The following is a 20,921-nucleotide window of genomic DNA, read 5'->3' as shown; positions in this document are numbered from 1 at the left end:
TTTTTTTATCACGAATTGAATTAAGACTTGAATTAAGACTTGAATTAAGACTTGAATAAATATAAACTACTATGAAATCTAAACTTTTCACTCCGGTCACTTTCGGCCCTTTGACGTTGCGGAACAGGACGATACGTTCGGCAGCGTTTGAAAGTATGTGTCCGGGCAATACTCCCTCGCAGATGCTATTGGATTACCACCGCTCGGTTGCTGCGGGAGGAGTGGGGATGACGACCGTAGCTTATGCCGCCGTGACGCAAAGCGGGCTCTCTTTCGATCGTCAGCTATGGATGCGTCCGTCCATAATTTCCCGTTTGAATGAATTGACAAAAGCCGTGCACGATGAGGGTGCTGCGGTAGGTATCCAGATAGGGCATTGCGGAAATATGTCCCACAAAAAGATTTGCGGTGTCACGCCCATATCCGCTTCTTCAGGTTTTAACCTCTATTCGCCTACGTTTGTGCGTGGAATGGAACGGGAAGAACTTCCGGAAATGGCACAGGCTTACGGAAACGCTGTCAACTTGGCACGGGAAGCGGGGTTTGATGCGGTGGAAGTGCACGCCGGACACGGTTATTTAATCAGCCAATTCCTTTCACCTTACACCAACCATCGCAAAGACGAGTTCGGAGGCTCGCTGGAGAACCGGATGCGTTTTATGGATCTGGTGATGGAAGAGGTGATGAAAGCGGCGGGCAATGACATGGCGGTGATTGTCAAAATGAATATGCGCGACGGTTTCAAAGGCGGAATGGAAATAGACGAATCCATTCAGGTGGCGAAACGGCTTCTGGAGCTGGGTGCTCACGGACTGGTGCTGAGTGGAGGCTTTGTCAGCAAAGCCCCGATGTATGTGATGCGGGGAGCGATGCCGATTCGCTCGATGGCACACTATATGGACTGTTGGTGGCTGAAATACGGTGTCCGGATGTTCGGAAAATGGATGATTCCGTCCGTGCCTTTTGAGGAGGCTTATTTCCTGAAAGACGCCTTAAAGTTCCGGGAAGCTCTTCCGGAAGCTCCCTTGATTTATGTTGGCGGACTCGTTGCCCGTCAGAAGATAGATGAAGTGCTCGATGCGGGCTTTGAAGCTGTGCAGATGGGACGTGCCTTACTCAACGAACCTGGATTTGTGAACCGGATGAAGCAGGAGGAGCAGGCCCGTTGCAACTGTGGACACAGTAATTACTGCATAGGCCGTATGTATTCGATAGAAATGGCCTGCCATCAACATTTAAAAGAAACGTTACCTCCTTGTCTGCAAAAGGAGATTGAAAAATTGGAAAAGAAATGAATGATATAAAATGGGCTATCATTACCGGTGCGGACGGAGGGATGGGGACGGAAATCACACGTGCCGTTGCCAAAGCCGGTTATCAGGTAATAATGGCTTGTTACAACCCCCAAAAGGCGGAGACTGTCCGCGCTTGTTTGATTGAAGAAACCGGAAACCCGAATCTGGAAGTTATGGCTCTTGATTTGGCTTCCATGCAATCCGTAGCTTCTTTTGCCGACCGGATATTAGAACGTAACCTTCCTGTTTCTCTGCTGATGAATAATGCGGGAACGATGGAAACGGGACTTCATATTACCGTAGATGGGTTTGAACGAACGGTTAGCGTGAATTATGTAGGACCTTATCTGCTTACCCGGAAACTGATTCCTGCGATGGTGCGCGGTGCGCGAATTGTAAACATGGTGTCTTGCACTTATGCGATCGGGCGTATTGAACTTCCCGATTTCTTTCACAGAGGCAAGGTCGGAGAATTTTGGAGAATTCCCGTTTACAGCAATACGAAACTGGCTTTATTGTTGTTTACCATTGAACTGTCCAAGCTACTCCGTGATAAAGGAATTACCGTCAATGCTGCCGATCCGGGCATTGTCTCTACTAATATTATTACTATGCATAAGTGGTTTGACCCGCTGACGGACATTTTTTTCCGGCCTTTTATTCGCAAGCCCGCACAAGGGGCTTCCACCGCTATCGGTTTGTTGTTGGATGAAAAAGAAGCCGGAGTGACGGGGCAACTGTATGCTAGTAATCGTCGTAAAGAATTATCGGATAAATACGTTCATCACGTGCAGAGGGAGCTACTGTGGGAAGTTACGGAACGTTCGTTGGCACGATGGATTTCTTCCTAAAAGGAAAAAAGGAAAAAAGGAAACGCGGATTAACGCGGATTTGCGCAAAGAAAGATCAAATTCTATTTGCGTTATCCGCGTTAATCCGCGTTTTATTTATTATTCCGAGCCTTAGATAGAAAGCTCTTTCAATACATTCACAAGATCTTTTTTTATCGGCTTGTCATTTTTAATCGCTTTGCTGAACGGTACGTAAACAATTTCGTCATGTTCGATACCGATCATTACGTTACGTTGGTCTTCCATGATAGCGTCGATAGCGGCAGCTCCAAGTCGGCTTGCCAAAATACGGTCGTGGGCAGTCGGGCTACCTCCGCGTTGCAAGTGTCCCAAAATCGTTACACGTACGTCGTATTGAGGGTATTCGTTCTTTACACGTTCGGCATAGTGCATCGCTCCTCCGGTCAGTTCGCTTTCCGCCACTAGTACGATACTACTATTCTTCGATTTGCGGAATCCGTTCTTGATAAACTCTTCCAATTGGTCGACTTCCGTACTGAACTCCGGAATGATGGCGGCTTCGGCTCCCGAAGCGATTGCTCCGTTCAGCGCAAGGAAACCTGCGTCTCGTCCCATTACTTCGACGAAGAACAAACGTTCGTGCGAGGTTGCCGTGTCGCGAATTTTATCCACAGCGTCCAGAATCGTATTCAATGCCGTGTCATATCCGATAGTGGTATCCGTGCCATAAAGGTCGTTGTCGATTGTTCCCGGAAGTCCGATACAAGGAATATCAAACTCCTGTGCAAAGATGCGTGCCCCCGTCAACGAGCCGTCTCCACCGATGACTACCAAAGCGTCAATACCTTCTTTTTTCATGTTATCGTAGGCTAGTTGACGTCCTTCCGGAGTGGTAAACTCCTTGCAGCGCGCTGTTTTCAGGATAGTACCGCCCAGTTGGATGATATTACTTACGTTCTGACTTTTGAACTCTTTGATTTCGCCTGTCACAAGGCCCTTGTACCCTCTATATATACCTTTAACTTGCAATCCGTTGTAGATAGCCGCACGTGTCACCGCACGTATAGCTGCGTTCATTCCGGGGGCGTCACCTCCGGAAGTCAAGATTCCGATACACTTAACTGTTCCCATAACACAATCTTTTCATTAATTAGTTTGACGTGGCAAATGTACAATAAAAAGTTGAAAGCAATGGTTATGAAGTTTCTTTTCGTATGAAGAAAACATTAAAAATGTTCAAATTGCAGCTATTTGCTTTCTTCATATAAGCGACTGAATGTGGTTATATATTTTTTCCATCAGCCATTTGGGGGTGGAGGTAGCTCCGCAAACACCGATTGACTGTACATTCTGGAGTAGGGAAGGGTCTATTTCCTTCTCATTGTCAATTAAATGTGAATTGGCGTTCACTTTCAGGCACTCTTCAAACAACATCTTTCCGTTTGAGCTTTTCTTCCCGCTGACGAAAAATATCAGATCGTGTGTAGCCGCAAACTCCCTTAACTTGGGCATACGGTTTGCCACCTGGCGACAAATCGTATCGTAGTATTCGAATGTCGCTTCCGGTGAAATATTCTGTTTGATATACGCTACAATTTCCTGAAACTCATCCAGCGACTTGGTGGTCTGCGAGAAGAGACGGATACTTTTATTCAAGTCCAGCTTCTTTACTTCCTCTGCCTTCTCGATGACAATTGCTTTCCCGTCGGTCTGTCCCACTAGTCCCAGCACCTCCGCATGACCGTTTTTGCCATAAATTACAATCTGTTTTTCATCGTTGGCGGCGTCTTGCAGAAACTCCTGTTTGATACGTTTTTGCAAGCGTAACACCACCGGGCAAGTCGCGTCGATGATTTCTATATTATTCTCGCGGGCGATCATATAAGTTTCAGGCGGTTCTCCGTGCGCGCGGAGCAGTACTTTTGCATTCCGCAACTGCTTGAATTCCTCCCTATTGATGGTGATTAATCCCATCGTTTTAAGTCTTTCCACCTCTCGGCTGTTGTGAACGATGTCTCCGAGACAATAAAGTGTTTCTCCTTTTGCCAATTCCTCCTCTGCCTTGTTGATGGCCGTCACCACACCGAAGCAGAAGCCGGAACCTTCGTCAATCTCTACCTTAATCATAATTTGCGGTCGTTGTCTGCGGTTATTGAATGCCACTTATTTTGTTGAACTGTTCAAACAGCCATTCTTTCTGCTGCTCGATTGTCAGGTTCGTATTATCCAGCAGCAGAGCGTCCTCTGCTTTCCGCAATGGGCTGACGTCGCGATGCTGGTCGATATAATCCCGTTGTTTCACGTTCTCCAGAATCTCGTCGAAGCTGGCTTCCTGGCCTTTCGCCTTCAACTCGTCGTAACGGCGTTGGGCACGGATCTCGGGTGTGGCGGTTACGAAAATTTTCAACTCGGCTTCCGGGAAAACGGTCGTTCCGATGTCACGTCCGTCCATCACAATGCCTTTTTCCTTTCCCATTGCCTGTTGCTGCGCTACCATTTCTGTGCGTACGAAATCGAGTGCGCTGATGGGACTGACTTTAGACGACACCTCCATCGTCCGGATTCTGTTCTCCACATTTACACCGTTGAGGTACGTGTCCGGCCGTCCGGTCGCCGGATTCAGGCGGAATGAAATACGGATGTTTCTGATTTCTTTTCTCAGCTTTTCCGTGTCGATGTCGTTCCCGTCGAAAATGCCGTTTTCTATACTATATAAGGTGACCGCGCGATACATAGCTCCGCTGTCAATGTAAATGTATCCTACTTCGCGGGCAAGGTCTTTGGCCATTGTACTTTTTCCGCAAGAAGAGAAACCGTCGATTGCTATTGTTATCTTTTTCATATTCAGTTCTTCTGATTTGTCCGCCAAAGATACATTTATTTTGAAAATCAACCATGCATTTGCCGTTAAAAGGAGCCGGATAAGTCAGAAAGGATTAAAAAAGTTAAAAAGCCGGATAAAAAGACAGGAAGAGGTGGACGGTTATCTGAAAATGTACTATATTTGCCCGGAGACACATAGGAAGACACTTTTTTTATTAATCATTATATTAATTATTTTATGGAAGTTAAAAAATCACCCAAAGCAGACTTGGAAGGCAAGAAGTCTACATGGCTGCTCGTTGGTTACGTGGTAGTGTTGGCTTTCATGTTCGTGGCGTTCGAATGGACCCAGCGTGACGTGAAAATTGATACAAGCCAGGCAGTAGCTGACGTTGTGTTTGAAGAGGAAATCATTCCTATCACTGAAACCCCTGAACAAGCGACTCCACCGCCACCAGAAGCTCCGAAAGTGGCTGAATTGTTGGAAATTGTTGACGATAAAGCCGAAATTGATGAATCAACTACCATTATCAACGAAGATAATGTGGCTCCGGTAGAAGTAAAATACGTACCGGTGCAAGTTGTTGAAGAAGAGCCGGAAGAACAGACTATCTTTGAAGTTGTAGAAAACATGCCGGATTTCCCCGGCGGTCAGGCAGCTTTGATGCAATATTTGGCTAAAAACATCAAATATCCGACTATCGCTCAGGAAAACGGAACTCAAGGACGTGTTATCGTACAGTTCGTTGTCAACAAGGACGGTAGTATTGTAGATGCAAAAGTAGTACGTAGCGTTGACCCGTACTTGGACAAGGAAGCCCTCCGTGTGATTAACACCATGCCGAAGTGGAAACCAGGTATGCAGCGCGGAAAACCGGTACGTGTTAAATTTACAGTTCCTGTAATGTTCAGATTGCAGTAATTTGTAACACAATAATTGGGGAGGCTGCTTTCGGCAGCCTCTTTTCATTCATTAAATATTTCTCCATCCTCATGTATACAGCTTCTCAACTACTTGATAAAATAAATAAATATATTGCAGATATCCAATTTATCCGGACACCGAAAGGACTTTATGAACCGGTCGAATATACTCTTTCTCTGGGTGGGAAGCGGATACGCCCCGTATTAATGTTGATGGCGTACAATTTGTATCGGGAGGATGTTGCTTCTATCTATGAACCGGCTGCTGCTATCGAAGTGTACCACAACCACACGTTGTTGCATGATGATTTGATGGACCGTTCGGATATGCGTAGGGGAAAACCGACCGTGCACAAAGTCTGGAATGATAACACGGCTGTGCTGTCGGGAGACGCTATGCTGATTCTGGCATTCCGCTATATGACGGCTTGCCCGGCGGAACACTTGAAAGAGGTGATGGACCTGTTCAGCCTGACTATGCTTGAGATTTGCGAGGGACAGCAGCTGGACATGGAATTTGAATCCCGCGGTGATGTGACGGAAGATGAGTATATTGAAATGATCCGCCTGAAAACAGCGGTGCTGCTTGCGGGCAGTCTTAAGATTGGCGCTATCTTGGCGGGGGCGACTGCCGAAGATGCGGAAAATCTATATAAATTCGGAATGCAGATAGGCGTTGCATTCCAGTTACAAGATGACCTGCTGGACGTTTATGGAGATCCGGAAGTGTTCGGAAAGAAAATAGGCGGAGACATCCTGTGCAACAAAAAAACATATATGCTCATCAAGGCATTGGATCGTGCGGATGCGAAACAGAGGGAGGAACTGAACCGTTGGCTGGATGCGGAAACTTGTCAGCCGGCCGAGAAAATAAAAGCGGTGACTGAACTGTATAACCAACTGGACATTCGCAGTGTCTGCGAAAACAAAATGCGCGGCTATTACACGCTTGCTATGGAAAGCCTTGCCGCAGTGGGAGTGGCTGAGGAAAGAAAAAAAGAACTGAAGAACCTGGTGAAATTGTTAATGTACCGTGAAATGTAGCTAAGTCCTTGAAGCATGCCTTATAGACGATTACCAAATACAGATCAAGCGAGAGTTCGGGCGCTGAAAGCGGCGGTCGAAAAAGGGGATGTATATAATGTACGCGATTTGGCTATTTCATTAAAGACGCTGTTCGAGGCACGTAACTTCCTGCAGAGGTTCGAGGCTGCGCAAATTTACTATACGCAATGTTACGAGAATCAGTCTCGGGCTAGTCGCAAGCACCAGGCAAATGTGAAAACCGCCCGGTTGTATATTTCTCATTTTATCCAAGTGCTCAATTTGGCTGTGCTTCGTGACGAGATAAAAGCGGTACACAAAAAACTGTACGATTTGCCCGATGCCAATGTCGTGCCCGATCTGTTGAGTGAGGCTTCGTTGGTGGAGTGGGGGAAGAAAATCATCGAAGGCGAGCAACGCCGGACAGGACAGGGCGGTATACCTATTTATAACCCGACCATTGCACGTGTAAAAGTGCATTACGATATTTTTCTGGACAGTTATGAACGGCAAAAGAATTATCAGGCATTGACCAACCGTAGTCTTGATGAGCTGTCCTCTATGCGTGAGCGTGCCGATGAACTGATTCTGGATATCTGGAATCAGGTAGAAGCGAAATATCAAGACGTTACTCCAAACGAGGATCGTTTGGATAAGTGCCGTGATTATGGACTGATATATTATTACCGTTCCAGCGAGAAAGTAAAAGAAGAAAATTAGTTATCATGTTGATAGACACCCATTCACACCTTTTTTTAGAAGAATTTGCCGAAGACTTGCCGCAAGTTATGGAGCGTGCGCGCAATGCCGGTGTCTCGTCTATTTTTATGCCCAATATTGACAGTACGACGATTGACGCTTTATTATCCGTTTGTGCGAAATATCCGGATCTTTGTTATCCGATGATTGGATTGCACCCTACTTCGGTGAATGAAACATATGAGCAGGAATTGGCAATTGTACGTGAACGTTTGTCGGCTCCCAATTATTTTGTGGCTATCGGTGAGATCGGTCTGGATCTCTATTGGGACCGGACTTTTCTGAAAGAACAGCTTTTGGTCTTTGAAAGACAGATCGAATGGGCGCTTGAATATGAATTGCCGGTTGTTATTCATACGAGAGAAGCATTTGATTATATATATAAGGTAATGGAACCCTATAAGAAAACCGCATTAAGAGGGATTTTCCATAGCTTTACCGGAACGCCGGAAGAAGCGGCTAGACTGCTGGAGTTCGATGGTTTCATGCTGGGCATTAACGGAGTGGTCACTTTCAAAAAGTCGACGTTGCCGGAAACCCTGTTGACCGTTCCTTTGGAGCGTATTGTGCTCGAAACCGACTCTCCTTATTTGACCCCCGTTCCGAATCGCGGGAAGAGAAATGAAAGCGCCAACGTGAAAGATACCCTTGCCAAAGTAGCGGAAATTTATCAGAAGAGCCTTGAATACGTGGCTCAGGTCACTTCTGAAAATGCGCTAAAAGTGTTCGGATTCCGCAAATAAGGCACGAAAGGTTTTAAATTATATTAATTTGCAGTATTTATTCGAGATAAAAAAGGGATAATGCTTCAAGAAAAGAAAAAAAAGGATACATTTGTAGCTGAAAATACAGAAAACCCATAGGGAGAGGTGCTCGAGTGGTTGAAGAGGCACGCCTGGAAAGCGTGTATACGCCAAAAGTGTATCCGGGGTTCGAATCCCCGTCTCTCCGCAGAAATTGAATGTGAAACGAGAAGTAAAAACAATAATAATAATCAATTAATTAATCTTAAAAATTAGACACACAATGAAAAAGTTATTCGCAATTGTTGCTGTGATTGGGGCCTTGACATTTGGCTCAACTCAACTTGCTCAGGCTCAAGACGCTCCTGCAGCAGAACAAACTGAACAACAAGCTGTTGCTCCTGCTGCTGAAGCTACAACTGCTGCTGCTCCTGCTGCAGAAGAAGGTGGTATTCACAAGGAAATCAAAGTTAAATTCATCGAAGGTACTGCATCTTTCATGAGTTTGGTAGCTATCGCTTTGGTGATTGGTTTGGCTTTCTGTATCGAACGTATCATCTATTTGAGCTTGGCTGAAATCAACACAAAAAAATTCATGGCATCTATCGAAGCTGCTTTGGAAAAAGGTGACGTTGAAGCTGCAAAAGACATTGCTCGTAACACTAGAGGTCCTGTTGCTTCTATCTACTACCAAGGTTTGATGAGAATCGATCAAGGTATTGACGTAGTTGAGAAGTCAGTTGTATCTTACGGTGGTGTACAGGCTGGTTACCTTGAAAAAGGATGTTCTTGGATCACACTGTTTATCGCAATGGCTCCGTCACTCGGATTCTTGGGTACTGTAATCGGTATGGTGCAGGCATTTGATAAAATCCAGCAGGTAGGTGATATCTCTCCGACAGTTGTTGCAGGTGGTATGAAAGTGGCCTTGATTACAACAATCTTCGGTTTGATCGTAGCATTGATCCTTCAGGTATTCTACAACTACGTACTTTCTAAGATTGAAGCTCTTACAAGTGAAATGGAAGATTCTTCTATCTCTTTGCTTGACATGGTGATCAAATATAACCTGAAATATAAAAAATAATTCGAAATGAGTAAGTTAACATATAGAATATCGTATTACGCATTGTATGCGATGTTTGCTATTATCCTGATCGTGATGGGGCTCTTCTTCTTCGGAGGAGACGCTACTGGAGCGGCAGTGATCCCGGGAGTAGATCCCGAAATGTGGCAACCGGCCCAGACAGATGCCTTACTCTATTTGATGTATGCTTTGTTTGGTATTGCTATTGCCGCTACTTTAGTTGCCGCAGTATTCCAATTTGGTGCAGCTTTGAAAGACAGCCCGGCAGCCGCTATTAAGTCTTTGCTTGGTCTGGTTCTTTTGGTTGTTGTTTTAGTTGTAGCTTGGGCTATGGGTGACGGTACACCTATGCAGATTCCGGGTTATGATGGTACTGACAACGTTCCTTTCTGGTTGAAGCTGACTGATATGTTCCTTTATTCTATTTACATCCTGTTGTTTGTAACAATTGTTGCAATCATTGCAAGTGGTATAAAGAAAAAATTATCATAATCAATTGAGAGTACTCAATTAAAAAGTAATTACAATGGCAAAAGGAAAAAGAAAAGTTCCTGATATTAACTCAAGTTCTACGGCGGATATCGCTTTCTTGTTGCTGATCTTCTTCTTGATTACAACATCAATGGATACGGACCGTGGTTTGGCAAGACTTTTGCCTCCACCTCCCGAAGATGAAAAGAACGAGAATACGGATAAAATCAAAGAACGTAACATCTTGCAGGTGTATCTGAATAAGGATGATGCTTTGATGTGCGGAAATGATTATATCGGTGTTGATCAGTTGAGACAAAAGGCCAAAGAATTTATCGCTAACGTTGCTAACGCAGAAAATATGCCTGAAAAAACACAGAAGAATGTAGAGTTCTTCGGCACATGCATGGTTAACGACAAGCACGTAATTTCTTTGCAGAATGACCGTGGATCTTCTTATCAGGCATATATCAGTGTGCAGAATGAATTGGTTGCTGCATACAATGAATTGAGAGATGAGTTGGCTAAAGAAAAATTTGGGGTTACTTATTCGGAACTGAACGATCTACAACAGAAAGCAGTCCGTGAGATTTATCCGCAACGTATTTCTGAGGCAGAACCTAAAAAATACGGAGAAAAAAAGAAGTAAGTAATGGGAAAATTTAATAAGACTGGTAAACGTGAAATGCCGGCATTGAATACTTCTTCGTTGCCTGACCTTATCTTTACCTTGTTGTTCTTCTTTATGATTGTAACAACAATGCGTGAGGTAACATTAAAGGTGCAGTTTACGCTTCCGCAAGGTACTGAGCTCGAAAAACTGGAGAAGAAATCATTGGTGACATTCATTTATATAGGTGAACCTACACAAGAATACCGTGCGAAAATGGGTACTGAAAGTCGTATTCAGCTCAACGACAGCTATGCTGAAGTGGGCGAGGTGCAGGACTTCATTTTCCAGGAACGCGCTAGTATGAGTGAAGGGGACGCCGCTAAGATGACTGTGTCTCTGAAAGTAGACCAAAAGACAAAGATGGGTATTGTTACTGACGTAAAAAATGCTCTCAGAAAATCTTATGCTTTGAAGATTAACTATTCTGCTACTAAACGTGGTGAGAAATAATTAGTTAATTCTATTATATAAAGAAAAGGCTTCCAAAATGATTTGGAAGCCTTTTCTTTGTTCTGTTTTCTTTCTACTTCACTCTTTTGCTCCGTAGACGACCGTGTGCAGTTTATGCTTTATATCTTCGTAGTCTTTTTCCGGATCAAGGTTGCCGTGTACCATCAGATACATTGGGAGGAAGTGATCACCGGGCTTGTAAGGAGGCTGGCGGTAGTCTTTCTTCCATAAGACAAATCCTTGACGTTGGTAGAAGCCGATACGTCTCTTTGCCATCTCTTCTACCGGACGCTCCACTTCGAGTACAATGGGGAGTTTTAAGTAGTCGCATAGATATTCCAGCGTACGTTTGCCGTACCCTCCGTTGCGCAAAGCGGGATTGGTTGCAAAGTGCTCTACGTAATAGAAGTTACCGAAGTCCCAATAGGTGATGAAGCCTATCGGCAAGTCGTCATCAAAAATAATGTTATTATGGAAATTGCCTGTCCGGTCGGTGAATTCACGTAACTGTTCTAATTGCCGGTACTCTTCCGGTGGAAAAGAATCTACCAGCAGTTCTTCCATAAATTTGTAATGTTGCAGGTCAGATGTACTGATTGGTTGAAGTCTGATCATGAGGTTCGGGTTTTAAAATTAGATAATATTTCTGTTTTACAATTTCATTCTTATCCTTACATCAAGGAACGTAGAATTCGATTATACGCCGGATGGCACGTTGGCAAACCGGACAAAATTCCTTGTATTCGTTTGTTTTCATGCGGCAATTATGGGCAGGGCGATAAATACCTTTGGCAGAGTAACCCCCACCTTCGTATACCCCGATAGGAAACTTCTCCCATTTGTTGGCAGGAGTAGGTATCGGAGTGCCTGCCGGAAGCAAATCTTCCCATTTGGAGGAAAAATTCACCCGTGTTGATATATTTTGCTCCCACGGTTCGACATCCAATGGATAAGTATCCGTCATGGTATCGTTTTCGTAAAAATATTCATCAGCCAACCCGGCAAAACTGTGGCCGAACTCATGGACTACCACTGGTTTAAACATGGGATGATGGGCGGTGGTCAGTGTGTAGGAGTTATAGATTCCTCCTCCGCCGTAGACGTCCGTGTTGGCAAGGATAATAATGTGCTCGTAGGGGATACCCGCCAAAGCGTTATGGATAGACTTTATTCGGCTGGTAGTCAGATAGCGGTCTGAATAGAAAGTGTCGAAGTGTGAGTGGACAGCCGTCTGTTTCCATTGATTCTCGCGAGGAACACTAACACCGCTATCAGTGGACGGGCTGGCTACGGCAACAATATTGAATTTGTCCTTCATTGAGCGGAACGGCTCATGCGAAAACAGGCTTTCGCAGGCACTTTCCGCATCTTGGTAAAACAGATCCATCTCTTTATCCGTATAGCCTTCAGCAAGTATGGCAACGTCAATGCAGTCTTTCTCGTTTCCGTTCCGGAGCAGATACCGGTGCGGAGTGACGTGGGACACGCCTCGTTGATGAATCAGTATATCATCCGGACGGACAAGGTGTTTGTAGCGTGCCATAACCTCTTTGCGGGGAGAATACAAAGAAATCTCCACTTCAGCAGGCTGTTTGGGAAATGGCAGGAGAAATGTATTTTCGAAGCCCTTAGCAGTCTCTTTTGCTTCGTCTGTGCTCAGCCATTCATGGAACAGTGAAGAGAAAGAAGTCTTATAAATAGTTTGTTGAGTAGCGAGATCTTTAACGATGATTTGTCCGTTGCCCTCCAATGGAAGTTCCGAAAGGCGGTGTTGCCGTCCTGCCCAAGACGGTAGTTGCGATAATTCATCCAGGTAAATATTTTGTCTTTCCGCATTTCCGGTAAAGATATAATCTACTCGTAAAGTTTTGTTCTGAAAGTAATCCGCAAAATCTTGCGCATGGCTTCCTGCAAAAGCGAAAAATAGTAGGATGGTACAGCAAATTTGTTTCATATAAATAGTATATTTATGTTTTTACAAAGGTACAAACTATTAGCGACTTATCCGCCTTCTATAAATAAAAGTAATAGTTTATAGTATTTGTTGCCGAAAAATCGCTAACTTTGCACAAAAGATTCATCGTTTTAAACAATTTGATTTGAAAATGGGACATCATCAAATAGATATTTTGGATGAGCAAATCCTGAAACTGATTGCAGGAAATGCGCGTATTCCTTTTCTTGAAGTAGCAAGAGCGTGTAGTGTTTCCGGTGCTGCCATTCATCAACGTATTCAGAAGTTGACAAATCTTGGAATCCTGAAAGGTTCAGAATATATTATTGATCCTGAGAAAGTAGGGTATGAGACTTGCGCCTACATCGGTATATATCTGAAAGATCCTGAATCTTTTGATTCGGTGACGAAGGCTTTGGAAGCTATACCCGAAGTAGTCGAGTGTCATTTCACTACCGGAAAATATGATATGTTTATCAAGATTTACGCTAAAAACAATCATCATCTGTTGAGCATTATTCATGATAAATTACAGCCGCTTGGTCTGGCTCGTACTGAAACATTAATATCTTTCCATGAAGCCATCAAGCGACAGATGCCGATAGATATAGACTTTGATGATGAAGATTAGTCAAATCATCTCATCAACCGATAGTGACAGATGAGATGATAAGATTGCGCTAAGCGGAAGTCAGTTATTTCCTTGTGTAATCGACAAAAGCATACGAGCAGAGATGTTTCTCGTCCGCAGGGTGAGTCTCTCTGCTTTTTTCTTGCCACACAGCCGGAGAAACCTCCGGAAAGTACACATCCGCTTCGGGAGCTGTACTGTCTATTTCCGTCAGACAAAGTTCGTCGGCGAATGGCAACGCTTGTTGATAGATACTTGCTCCTCCTATGATATATATGTGTTCATCTTCTTTGCAACTCTGCAAAGCGGCGGTGAGCGAAGGGAACACTTCCGCACCGGGACATTGCAATGCCGGATTGGAAGAGATAACCACATTTCTGCGATTCGGTAATGCACCTTTCGGAAGTGACTCAAAAGTTTTCCGTCCCATAACTATGGTATTTCCGGTAGTCAATGCCTTAAAACGTTTCAAGTCGTTGGGCAGCCAGAACAAGAGTTTATTTTGGAAACCTATTGCTCTACGGCGGTCTACGGCGGCAATTATTGATATTTTACTCATATTGTCATACAGCTACTGCACCCGCTATGTGAGGATGCGGGTCATAATTTACTAACTCAAAGTCCTCGAATTTGAAATCGAAAATGCTTTTTACATCCGGATTGATGTTCATTTGCGGTAACGGACGAGGCTCGCGTGTAAGTTGTAGTTTCACTTGTTCCAGATGATTCAGGTATATATGAGCGTCCCCTAAAGTATGGATGAAATCTCCTGCTTTCAGTCCCGTCACTTGCGCCATCATCTGCAACAATAATGCATACGACGCGATATTGAAAGGAACACCTAGAAAAATATCGGCGCTGCGTTGATAAAGTTGCAGGCTCAATCGGCCATTCGCCACATAAAATTGGAAAAAGGCATGGCAAGGCGGCAAGTTCATGTTGTCTAAGTCCGCTACATTCCAGGCGCTAACAATGATACGGCGTGAGTCCGGATTGTGTTTGATCGTTTCCACCGTTTCACTGATTTGGTCGATGAATCCCCCGTTGTAGTCAGGCCACGAACGCCACTGATACCCATAAATATGCCCTAAATCACCGTTTGCATCCGCCCATTCGTTCCAGATGCGTACTCCATGCTCTTGCAGATACTTCACATTGGTATCTCCTTGCAAGAACCAGAGTAATTCATATATAATTGATTTTAAATGCAATTTCTTGGTCGTCAGGCAAGGGAAACCGTCCTCAAGGTTAAAACGCATTTGATGACCGAAGACGCTGATGGTTCCGGTTCCGGTACGGTCACTTTTCTCTGTGCCTTCGGTTAATACACGATTTAATAAATCCAAATATTGTTTCATAATGAATAAATTTCAAATACTATACGTACGCTTGCGCAAAATTATATATACGTTCGCTCAAGACTATATACGCTTATGCAAAATTACAAAAATGGAGTGAATAAATTAGCAAACCATCCTACGAACTTCTTCCAGGGCGAACGCTTTTTCCAGAATTCGGGAGTCAGTTGGGTGCAATCCCGGATGTCTTCGTGAAACATCGTGTTCAGTTCGCCCGTTATCCGTTTATCAAAAATAAAAGCATTGGTTTCGTAGTCATACCGCAGGCTGCGGCTATTCAGATTGGCAGTCCCCACTGTGCAAAACAGATCATCGACCATCATGATTTTAGAGTGATGGAACCCGCCGTTATACATATAGACCGTTGCCCCTCTTTTCATCAGTTTGTGAAGTTTGTAGAGTGCGGCGTCTGGGGTAAATGGAATATCGGAAGCGGAGGAAACCATGATTGTCACATCCACCCCCCGATCAATAGTTCGGTAAAGCGCCTTTTTGATTGAAGAGGTCGGCACGAAGTAAGGATTTACGATGTGAACGTTTTTTTGTGCCGAATAAATACTCATCGCATACGCGTGGCTCAGCATTCGGCTGTTCTTTTTCGGAGTACGGTCAACGATTGCGACAATGATGTCGGTACTATCCGTCTTGCTCTCGTGGAGTGGAAAGTAGGCAGCTCCTCCTACATTTTGTTTGGTCTCTTTGTTCCAGATTGTCAGGAAGATTTCCTGTAAGTCATTGACCGCGTCTCCCTCTATGCGCATATGCATATCACGCCAGGTCCCTATTTTAGGCAGACCGTTGATATAGTAATCTGCTATATTCATGCCTCCCGTATAAGCTATTTTCCCATCAATGACAGCTATTTTCCGATGGTCGCGGTGGGCAGCGTGGTTGATATAAGGGAATGTGAACGGATCGAACTTTACAATTTCAATGCCCTGTTCACGTATTTTCTTGAGATGTTTCTTTTTCAGAGGTTTGTTGTTAGACCAGTTGCCAAAAGCATCGAACATAGCACGTACCTCAACCCCCTCTTTCACTTTCTGAGCCAGCAAGTCGAATAGGGCATTGGCGATGGAATCGTTGCGGAAGTTAAAGTATTCCAGATGAATATGATGTTTGGCTTCCCGGATAGCTTCGAATAAATCGATAAACTTTTCCCGTCCGCTTTTCAGTAACTTTACTTTATTGTTGTCGGAAATGGGTATGCCGGACTCTTCCAGAAAACGTAATACAAGTGAGTCACTTGTAAGTCCGATCGAGTCTCTGGGTTGTGTTTTTAGACTGTCTATGATGTCTGCCTGAGCGTGTAATAAAGACAGGAACAGGAATAAAATAAATATACGTAATTTCAAAACTTTTCTCTCTATTTTAGTTTTACAGTTCAACAAAGATACGACATCTATGTTTGGGCTTGTTTGAGAGAAAGGGTATATTTATTATTGTTTAACAGACGAAGTGCTTTTATAACTCTTATGCTGTTGATAACTTTTATGCCATCGATGCAACTTTTCGTGTTGCCATAAATACCAGGACGACAGAGGCGATAATAATCGATTTCGGATCCAGCTCCGCAGTGCCTTGATTAATCATGCTTATGAACACTTCTCTGATTGTTCCCCAAGCAGCTTCCAAGCCGCCCATCCAAATGAAAAGCACAGCGCCCGCAACCATCACGGCAGCGTTCCAGATGCGTGCCAACCAATTGCTACGATCGGGCAAGCGATGCATGACACGGCGGCTGAAGCCATTATCAGCTATTTCCTGTTTGTTAGCCGTGAAGAAATCCTTCAAAAGCTTCTCGTCATTTTCAATTTTTGTCATAACCGTTTTGTTTTAAATACGTTGCTAACTTTTCTTTTCCACGCGACAGATGGCTTTTCACCGTTCCTGTCGGTATTCCTGTAATTCCCGCAATCTTTTCGATACTTAAATCTTCCATATAAAAAAGCGTGATGCAGGTTCTTTCTATTTCTTTAAGCGTCTTGAGCGATCGGTAGATATCCATCTTTTGACCGATGTTTTCCTGTTCGGCACTGTTGGCGGCGTCTATTTCTCTGGCGTCAAGGTCTGCTGTTTCTTTGCGGCTGCGAATATAATCATAAAATATATTGTAAGCAATTCGATACAGCCACGTGGAGAAACTGGACAAATTTCTGAAAGAAGCAATATTTGTATACGCTTTGATAAACGTGTCTTGTGCCAGGTCGTCACTCAATTCGCTGTCTCCGCAAGTCAGATTCAGGAAGAACCGCCGGACCGGTGATTGGTACTTCTTCACCAGCTGGTCGAAGGCCTTAGTGTTTCTGAACACCACGACCTGCGCGACTAGCGATATATCATTGAGTTGATTCATCTTTGACTGTCATTTTCTTGATTTTCATCTTTCTTTCTACCGATGATCCACTTCCCGATTCCCATGAAAGTGATTAGCAGACCGATAGTGCCGATTGAAAATTCACCGGTAATAGCCCAGAGGAAGATGAAAAGTCCGATTCCCGTAAAGATGTTTTTGATGCCTTGCGTACGCGGATCATTCGGCTTGTCCTCCTTGAGGAAATCTTCCGGAAGCGGTTGTCCGGCAGCAAGAGCCTGTTCGACAAGGCGATAGCGGGCTTTCCGGTTCTTGTAGCGGAAGAAGAAAATGATGAATAGGATAAACACCGGAAAACCGAAGACTGCAATGATTGCGATGATAGGAATCAGAACATCCTCCATCGCATTGGATAGGCTGTACAGAACGCCATGATTACTTGTGTCCGTAGCAGTAACATTCTCTTTGGCGATAGAGTCGGTTGTGTCTGTGTCAACTACCAGAGTCGGTTCCGCCTGACTGATGGAGTCGTGGGCAACAGGATTCTGATTTTGAGCGACAGCCAGTGTGCAAGTGGTCAATACAACCATCAAAGCAAGTAGAAAATTTTTCATATAGATCATTTTTTAAATTTGTTTCTTTGTTTGTTAGACGTAGTTAATGACTTAGAAAGTTGCAAAGAGACGAAATATTTTTGATATTTGCGGAAATTAATAAATGAAAAATGGAATTACCCGCTTCTTTTGTAGACTATACCCGCTCTTTATTAGGTGAAGAAGAATATGAAAAACTGGCCGTTGCCCTGCAGCAAGAACCACCTGTCAGTATCCGCTTTAACAATGAAAAATGGAAAATGCAGGATGAAGGGTTATCTGCTGTCCATTCTCCTTTCGACCGAGTTCCTTGGTCGTCCGAAGGGGTTTATCTGGACGAACGCCTGACTTTTACATTCGATCCGTTGTTTCATGCCGGTTGTTTCTATGTTCAGGAGGCCTCCTCGATGTTTGTAGAGCAGGCATTACGCCAATACATCAAAGAACCGGCAATAATGTTGGATCTTTGCGCCGCTCCCGGTGGAAAGTCTACCCATGCCCGTAGCGTGCTGCCCGAAGGAAGCCTGCTGGTGGCTAATGAAGTCATACGAAACCGTTCACAGGTTTTGGCGGAAAATCTTGCGAAGTGGGGACATCCGGATGTGGTGGTTACCAATAATGATCCGGCGGATTTCTCGGCTTTACCGTCTTTTTTTGATGTAATTCTCACCGACGTTCCTTGTTCCGGTGAAGGAATGTTCCGCAAAGACCCTGTGGCGATAGAAGAATGGACCCCGGAGAATGTAGAGATTTGCTGGCAGAGACAGCGGAGGATTATTGCTGATATTTGGCCTTGTCTGAAGCCCGGAGGCATTCTTATATATAGTACCTGTACCTTTAATACAAAAGAAGATGAAGAAAACGTACGCTGGATTCAGCAAGAGTTCGGGGCGGAACTGCTGCCGTTGGAAGTTCGGGAAGAATGGAATATAACAGGAAATCTGTTGAAAGATGAATCGACCGGGACCGTTCATTTGGAGGGCATTCCCGTCTATCACTTCTTCCCTCATAAAACGAAAGGAGAGGGATTCTTTCTGGCTGTTCTTCGGAAACCGTGCATAGAAACAGATGAAAACGAAACGAAGAAGGCATGGGAAACCATCAATTCACAGAAGTCTGCAATCTCAAAATCTACGATAGCGCGAGCTGCAAAGAAAAAAGGGAAACACGCTGGGAAAGGAGTCCCGTCTGTCGCTAAAGAGTTGATGGACGTAGCCCGGAGTTGGGTGAGGGACATCGGCAACTATTCTCTTCTGACCGATGCGGAAACCGTTTACGCCTTTCCCAATGCTCGTCTGGAAGAGTTGGAAGCACTTCGACAGAATTTGAAAGTGATCCAGTCCGGTGTGTCGGTGGGTGAAGTGAAAGGGCGAGATTTGGTTCCCGCTCATGCGCTGGCACTGTGCCCTGTGCTGTTGCGTGACGGCGCTTTTGCCGTTGAGGACATTAGCTATGAGCAGGCGATAGCTTATTTGCGCAAAGAAGCTATTGTACTTCCTGCTGCGGTGGCTCGCGGGTTCGTGTTGCTTACTTATAGAGGCGTCCCGTTGGGCTTCGTGAAAAATATCGGCAACCGGGCTAACAATCTTTATCCGCAGGAATGGCGCATTCGTAGCGGCTATCTGCCGGAGGAACTTCGGATACTGTAAATTTCTCGGCACAATTAAAAAAAACAGGATAAGATCAGCTCGATAAATCTTATCCTGTTTACTTTCATAAGTAGATAAATACTTTCATAAGTAGATAAATACCTCCATAAGTAGATAAATCCCTTTTATATTTATAATTTGCTCTTGTAGATCCGCGCCATTGCCTTCTGGTATTGATTTTCCAGTTGCAGATAATTCTGGTGGCTCTGATAGAGCACGGACACCTCCACAAAGTACTCAATCATGCTGATTTGTCCTCCGGTCAAGGCCTGTTTGAGCAAGGCAAGATCTTGTTGCGACCGGAAAGTCCTCGTGTACTCCTCCATAGAAGCATGAAGCGTTTTGGCTTCCCGGTAAAGCTGTGCCAGTTCGGATTCTACCTGCAAGGCGGCATTATCCCTTTGCAGATCTATGTTCAGAGCCTGTGCTTTGGCAATCTTCACCTTGTTCCGGTTTTCAAAAAGAGGGAAAGAGAATCCCACCACTAGGCCGTTGAAAGGAGTACCCGATTCCGTGTTCCGGCGGTAGCCCAGCTCCAGTTTCGGCAACCATTGCGACTTGTTGACAGCAATTTGTTTGCGGGCGACGAGGCTCTCGTTGCCAAGCGCCATCAACGTGCGGTCTGCCGATAACACCTCCGATTTCAGTATCTGATAATCAGTCGGGAAAGGCACGGCCGGGTATTGGCTCTCCTCGAAAACAACTGGAAGATTTCCGTTCAACGTACTCAATTCCTGCAATTTATTGCGCAGCGCCGTTTCGTTCAGAGACACTTCCGTCTTGACATTCAGCAACTCCAGATTGATCTTGTTCGTTTCGAGCGCATTGGCATCTCCTGTCTGCAGGCGTTTGGCGTACATTTTAGCAAGTTCTTCCGCATTGCGCAGGCGTTCTTCTAAAATCTGCTTCTGCTGGCGAAGCATAATGATGTCCAGGCAAAGCTCCTTTGCCTGCAATAGCTTCTCCTGCCGGAAGACATCCGCCTGGCTGTCGTAAGCTCCGATTTTCAGACGGTTCAGCTTGTTGCGCGTGGCGTATAAGCTGGGGAAGTCGAAGCTCTGCGAAACCACCAGCTCACCGATTGTTTCACTTTTATCTTTCGAGCCCCAGAGGTGTGCATAGGAAAGCGTAGGATCGGGCAGATTGTTGTCCGTTCTAGCCTCCAGCTTTTGCGACTGAATCAGCTGCTTGTTAGCCTGCAGCTCCTTGTTGTTCGTTTCGATATTTCTCAAAACCTGCTCAATGCTGTTCTGGGCTTGTGCACTGCCTGCGTTCAGGAGCAGAAGTGCCGCGCCGATAGTTATGATTTGTTTCATTTTCATCTTCTTTATTGGTTGTAAA

The 20,921-nt window shown here is 44.7% G+C and carries 24 protein-coding genes and 1 tRNA gene; 13 read left to right on the top strand and 12 right to left on the bottom strand.

All coding sequences use genetic code 11. The features are described from left to right. The first annotated feature begins 71 nt into the window (after window positions 1-71). Window positions 72-1,295: an NADH:flavin oxidoreductase gene (locus tag H8S63_RS09565; RefSeq protein ID WP_007751659.1), complete on the top strand. Its 1,224-nt coding sequence runs from the start codon at window positions 72-74 to the stop codon at window positions 1,293-1,295. Then, window positions 1,292-2,146 (top strand): SDR family oxidoreductase, encoded by an 855-nt coding sequence (locus tag H8S63_RS09560; RefSeq protein WP_007751655.1) that lies wholly within the window; start codon window positions 1,292-1,294, stop codon window positions 2,144-2,146. The genes H8S63_RS09565 and H8S63_RS09560 overlap by 4 nt, the downstream gene beginning before the upstream one ends. Window positions 2,147-2,257: 111 nt before the next feature. On the opposite strand, the gene pfkA is transcribed toward H8S63_RS09560, so the two are convergent. The 3 genes from pfkA to cmk all read right to left on the bottom strand — a co-directional run bounded on the left by pfkA (window position 2,258) and on the right by cmk (window position 4,949). Beyond that, on the bottom strand, window positions 2,258-3,238 hold the full coding sequence (pfkA, locus tag H8S63_RS09555; protein WP_007751652.1) for a 6-phosphofructokinase: 981 nt from the start codon (window positions 3,236-3,238) through the stop codon (window positions 2,258-2,260). A gap of 129 nt (window positions 3,239-3,367) precedes the next feature. Further along, on the bottom strand, window positions 3,368-4,234 hold the full coding sequence (locus H8S63_RS09550; RefSeq protein WP_186926641.1) for a 4-hydroxy-3-methylbut-2-enyl diphosphate reductase: 867 nt from the start codon (window positions 4,232-4,234) through the stop codon (window positions 3,368-3,370). A gap of 22 nt (window positions 4,235-4,256) precedes the next feature. Then, window positions 4,257-4,949: a (d)CMP kinase gene (cmk, locus tag H8S63_RS09545; RefSeq protein WP_186926640.1), complete on the bottom strand. Its 693-nt coding sequence runs from the start codon at window positions 4,947-4,949 to the stop codon at window positions 4,257-4,259. Window positions 4,950-5,168: 219 nt separating this feature from the next. On the opposite strand from cmk, the gene H8S63_RS09540 reads away from it, so the two are divergent. The 9 genes from H8S63_RS09540 (at window position 5,169) to H8S63_RS09500 (ending at window position 11,081) form a co-directional block, all read left to right on the top strand. Further along, on the top strand, window positions 5,169-5,852 hold the full coding sequence (locus H8S63_RS09540; RefSeq protein WP_007751643.1) for an energy transducer TonB: 684 nt from the start codon (window positions 5,169-5,171) through the stop codon (window positions 5,850-5,852). A 71-nt stretch (window positions 5,853-5,923) separates the two neighbouring features. Further along, a complete protein-coding gene (locus H8S63_RS09535) occupies window positions 5,924-6,898 on the top strand; it encodes a polyprenyl synthetase family protein (RefSeq protein ID WP_186926639.1) in 975 nt (324 codons plus the stop codon). A 15-nt stretch (window positions 6,899-6,913) separates the two neighbouring features. Further along, on the top strand, window positions 6,914-7,618 hold the full coding sequence (locus H8S63_RS09530; RefSeq protein ID WP_007751639.1) for a hypothetical protein: 705 nt from the start codon (window positions 6,914-6,916) through the stop codon (window positions 7,616-7,618). A 5-nt stretch (window positions 7,619-7,623) separates the two neighbouring features. Continuing rightward, window positions 7,624-8,400 carry a TatD family hydrolase gene (locus H8S63_RS09525; protein ID WP_149923348.1) on the top strand — a complete coding sequence of 259 codons (777 nt, stop codon included), beginning with the start codon at window positions 7,624-7,626 and terminating at the stop codon, window positions 8,398-8,400. Window positions 8,401-8,520: 120 nt separating this feature from the next. Then, window positions 8,521-8,608 (top strand) — tRNA-Ser (locus H8S63_RS09520). A 75-nt stretch (window positions 8,609-8,683) separates the two neighbouring features. Then, a complete protein-coding gene (locus tag H8S63_RS09515; protein WP_007751637.1) occupies window positions 8,684-9,487 on the top strand; it encodes a MotA/TolQ/ExbB proton channel family protein in 804 nt (267 codons plus the stop codon). Window positions 9,488-9,493: 6 nt separating this feature from the next. Then, window positions 9,494-9,979: a hypothetical protein gene (locus H8S63_RS09510; RefSeq protein WP_007766780.1), complete on the top strand. Its 486-nt coding sequence runs from the start codon at window positions 9,494-9,496 to the stop codon at window positions 9,977-9,979. A gap of 34 nt (window positions 9,980-10,013) precedes the next feature. Continuing rightward, window positions 10,014-10,607: a biopolymer transporter ExbD gene (locus H8S63_RS09505; protein ID WP_055278385.1), complete on the top strand. Its 594-nt coding sequence runs from the start codon at window positions 10,014-10,016 to the stop codon at window positions 10,605-10,607. A gap of 3 nt (window positions 10,608-10,610) precedes the next feature. Next, complete coding sequence (locus H8S63_RS09500) at window positions 10,611-11,081, top strand: biopolymer transporter ExbD (RefSeq protein WP_055278386.1); 471 nt, start codon at window positions 10,611-10,613, stop codon at window positions 11,079-11,081. Between the two features lie 78 nt (window positions 11,082-11,159). Here the strand turns inward: H8S63_RS09500 and H8S63_RS09495 are convergent, their stop codons facing one another. Both H8S63_RS09495 and H8S63_RS09490 read right to left on the bottom strand, forming a co-directional pair. Beyond that, window positions 11,160-11,696: a GNAT family N-acetyltransferase gene (locus tag H8S63_RS09495; RefSeq protein ID WP_007751628.1), complete on the bottom strand. Its 537-nt coding sequence runs from the start codon at window positions 11,694-11,696 to the stop codon at window positions 11,160-11,162. Between the two features lie 61 nt (window positions 11,697-11,757). Continuing rightward, a complete protein-coding gene (locus H8S63_RS09490) occupies window positions 11,758-13,035 on the bottom strand; it encodes an IgA Peptidase M64 (protein ID WP_186926638.1) in 1,278 nt (425 codons plus the stop codon). 151 nt (window positions 13,036-13,186) lie between these two features. Here H8S63_RS09490 and H8S63_RS09485 point away from each other — a divergent pair, with 151 nt between their 5' ends. Next, the gene (locus tag H8S63_RS09485; protein WP_055278388.1) at window positions 13,187-13,666 is read left to right on the top strand and encodes an Lrp/AsnC family transcriptional regulator; all 480 of its coding nucleotides are present in this window, start codon (window positions 13,187-13,189) and stop codon (window positions 13,664-13,666) included. 64 nt (window positions 13,667-13,730) lie between these two features. Here H8S63_RS09485 and H8S63_RS09480 read toward each other — a convergent pair whose 3' ends face one another. The 6 genes from H8S63_RS09480 to H8S63_RS09455 all read right to left on the bottom strand — a co-directional run bounded on the left by H8S63_RS09480 (window position 13,731) and on the right by H8S63_RS09455 (window position 17,952). Next, on the bottom strand, window positions 13,731-14,225 hold the full coding sequence (locus tag H8S63_RS09480) for a dihydrofolate reductase (protein ID WP_186926637.1): 495 nt from the start codon (window positions 14,223-14,225) through the stop codon (window positions 13,731-13,733). 4 nt (window positions 14,226-14,229) lie between these two features. Beyond that, window positions 14,230-15,024 carry a thymidylate synthase gene (locus H8S63_RS09475; protein ID WP_007751620.1) on the bottom strand — a complete coding sequence of 265 codons (795 nt, stop codon included), beginning with the start codon at window positions 15,022-15,024 and terminating at the stop codon, window positions 14,230-14,232. A gap of 83 nt (window positions 15,025-15,107) precedes the next feature. Next, window positions 15,108-16,379, bottom strand: a complete 1,272-nt coding sequence (gene cls / locus H8S63_RS09470; protein WP_007766774.1) for a cardiolipin synthase — start codon at window positions 16,377-16,379, stop codon at window positions 15,108-15,110. A 136-nt stretch (window positions 16,380-16,515) separates the two neighbouring features. Next, window positions 16,516-16,848 carry a DUF5056 domain-containing protein gene (locus H8S63_RS09465; protein WP_186926636.1) on the bottom strand — a complete coding sequence of 111 codons (333 nt, stop codon included), beginning with the start codon at window positions 16,846-16,848 and terminating at the stop codon, window positions 16,516-16,518. Continuing rightward, on the bottom strand, window positions 16,835-17,380 hold the full coding sequence (locus tag H8S63_RS09460) for an RNA polymerase sigma factor (protein WP_007751611.1): 546 nt from the start codon (window positions 17,378-17,380) through the stop codon (window positions 16,835-16,837). Before H8S63_RS09460 ends, H8S63_RS09465 begins: the two co-directional genes overlap by 14 nt. Then, window positions 17,377-17,952 carry a DUF6249 domain-containing protein gene (locus tag H8S63_RS09455; RefSeq protein WP_186926635.1) on the bottom strand — a complete coding sequence of 192 codons (576 nt, stop codon included), beginning with the start codon at window positions 17,950-17,952 and terminating at the stop codon, window positions 17,377-17,379. The genes H8S63_RS09460 and H8S63_RS09455 overlap by 4 nt, the downstream gene beginning before the upstream one ends. Window positions 17,953-18,062: 110 nt before the next feature. Between H8S63_RS09455 and H8S63_RS09450 the strand changes: the two genes are divergently transcribed. Continuing rightward, window positions 18,063-19,580 carry an rRNA cytosine-C5-methyltransferase gene (locus tag H8S63_RS09450; RefSeq protein ID WP_186926634.1) on the top strand — a complete coding sequence of 506 codons (1,518 nt, stop codon included), beginning with the start codon at window positions 18,063-18,065 and terminating at the stop codon, window positions 19,578-19,580. Window positions 19,581-19,711: 131 nt separating this feature from the next. On the opposite strand, the gene H8S63_RS09445 is transcribed toward H8S63_RS09450, so the two are convergent. Beyond that, on the bottom strand, window positions 19,712-20,896 hold the full coding sequence (locus H8S63_RS09445) for a TolC family protein (protein WP_022276319.1): 1,185 nt from the start codon (window positions 20,894-20,896) through the stop codon (window positions 19,712-19,714). Window positions 20,897-20,921 lie beyond the last annotated feature (25 nt).

Origin of the sequence: Bacteroides sp. NSJ-39 (assembly GCF_014287315.1) — a bacterium.
Taxonomy (GTDB): Bacteria; Bacteroidota; Bacteroidia; order Bacteroidales; family Bacteroidaceae; genus Bacteroides; species Bacteroides finegoldii.
The sequence above is the reverse complement of the archived record's forward strand: the minus strand, read 5'-3'. Positions and strand labels throughout refer to the sequence as shown.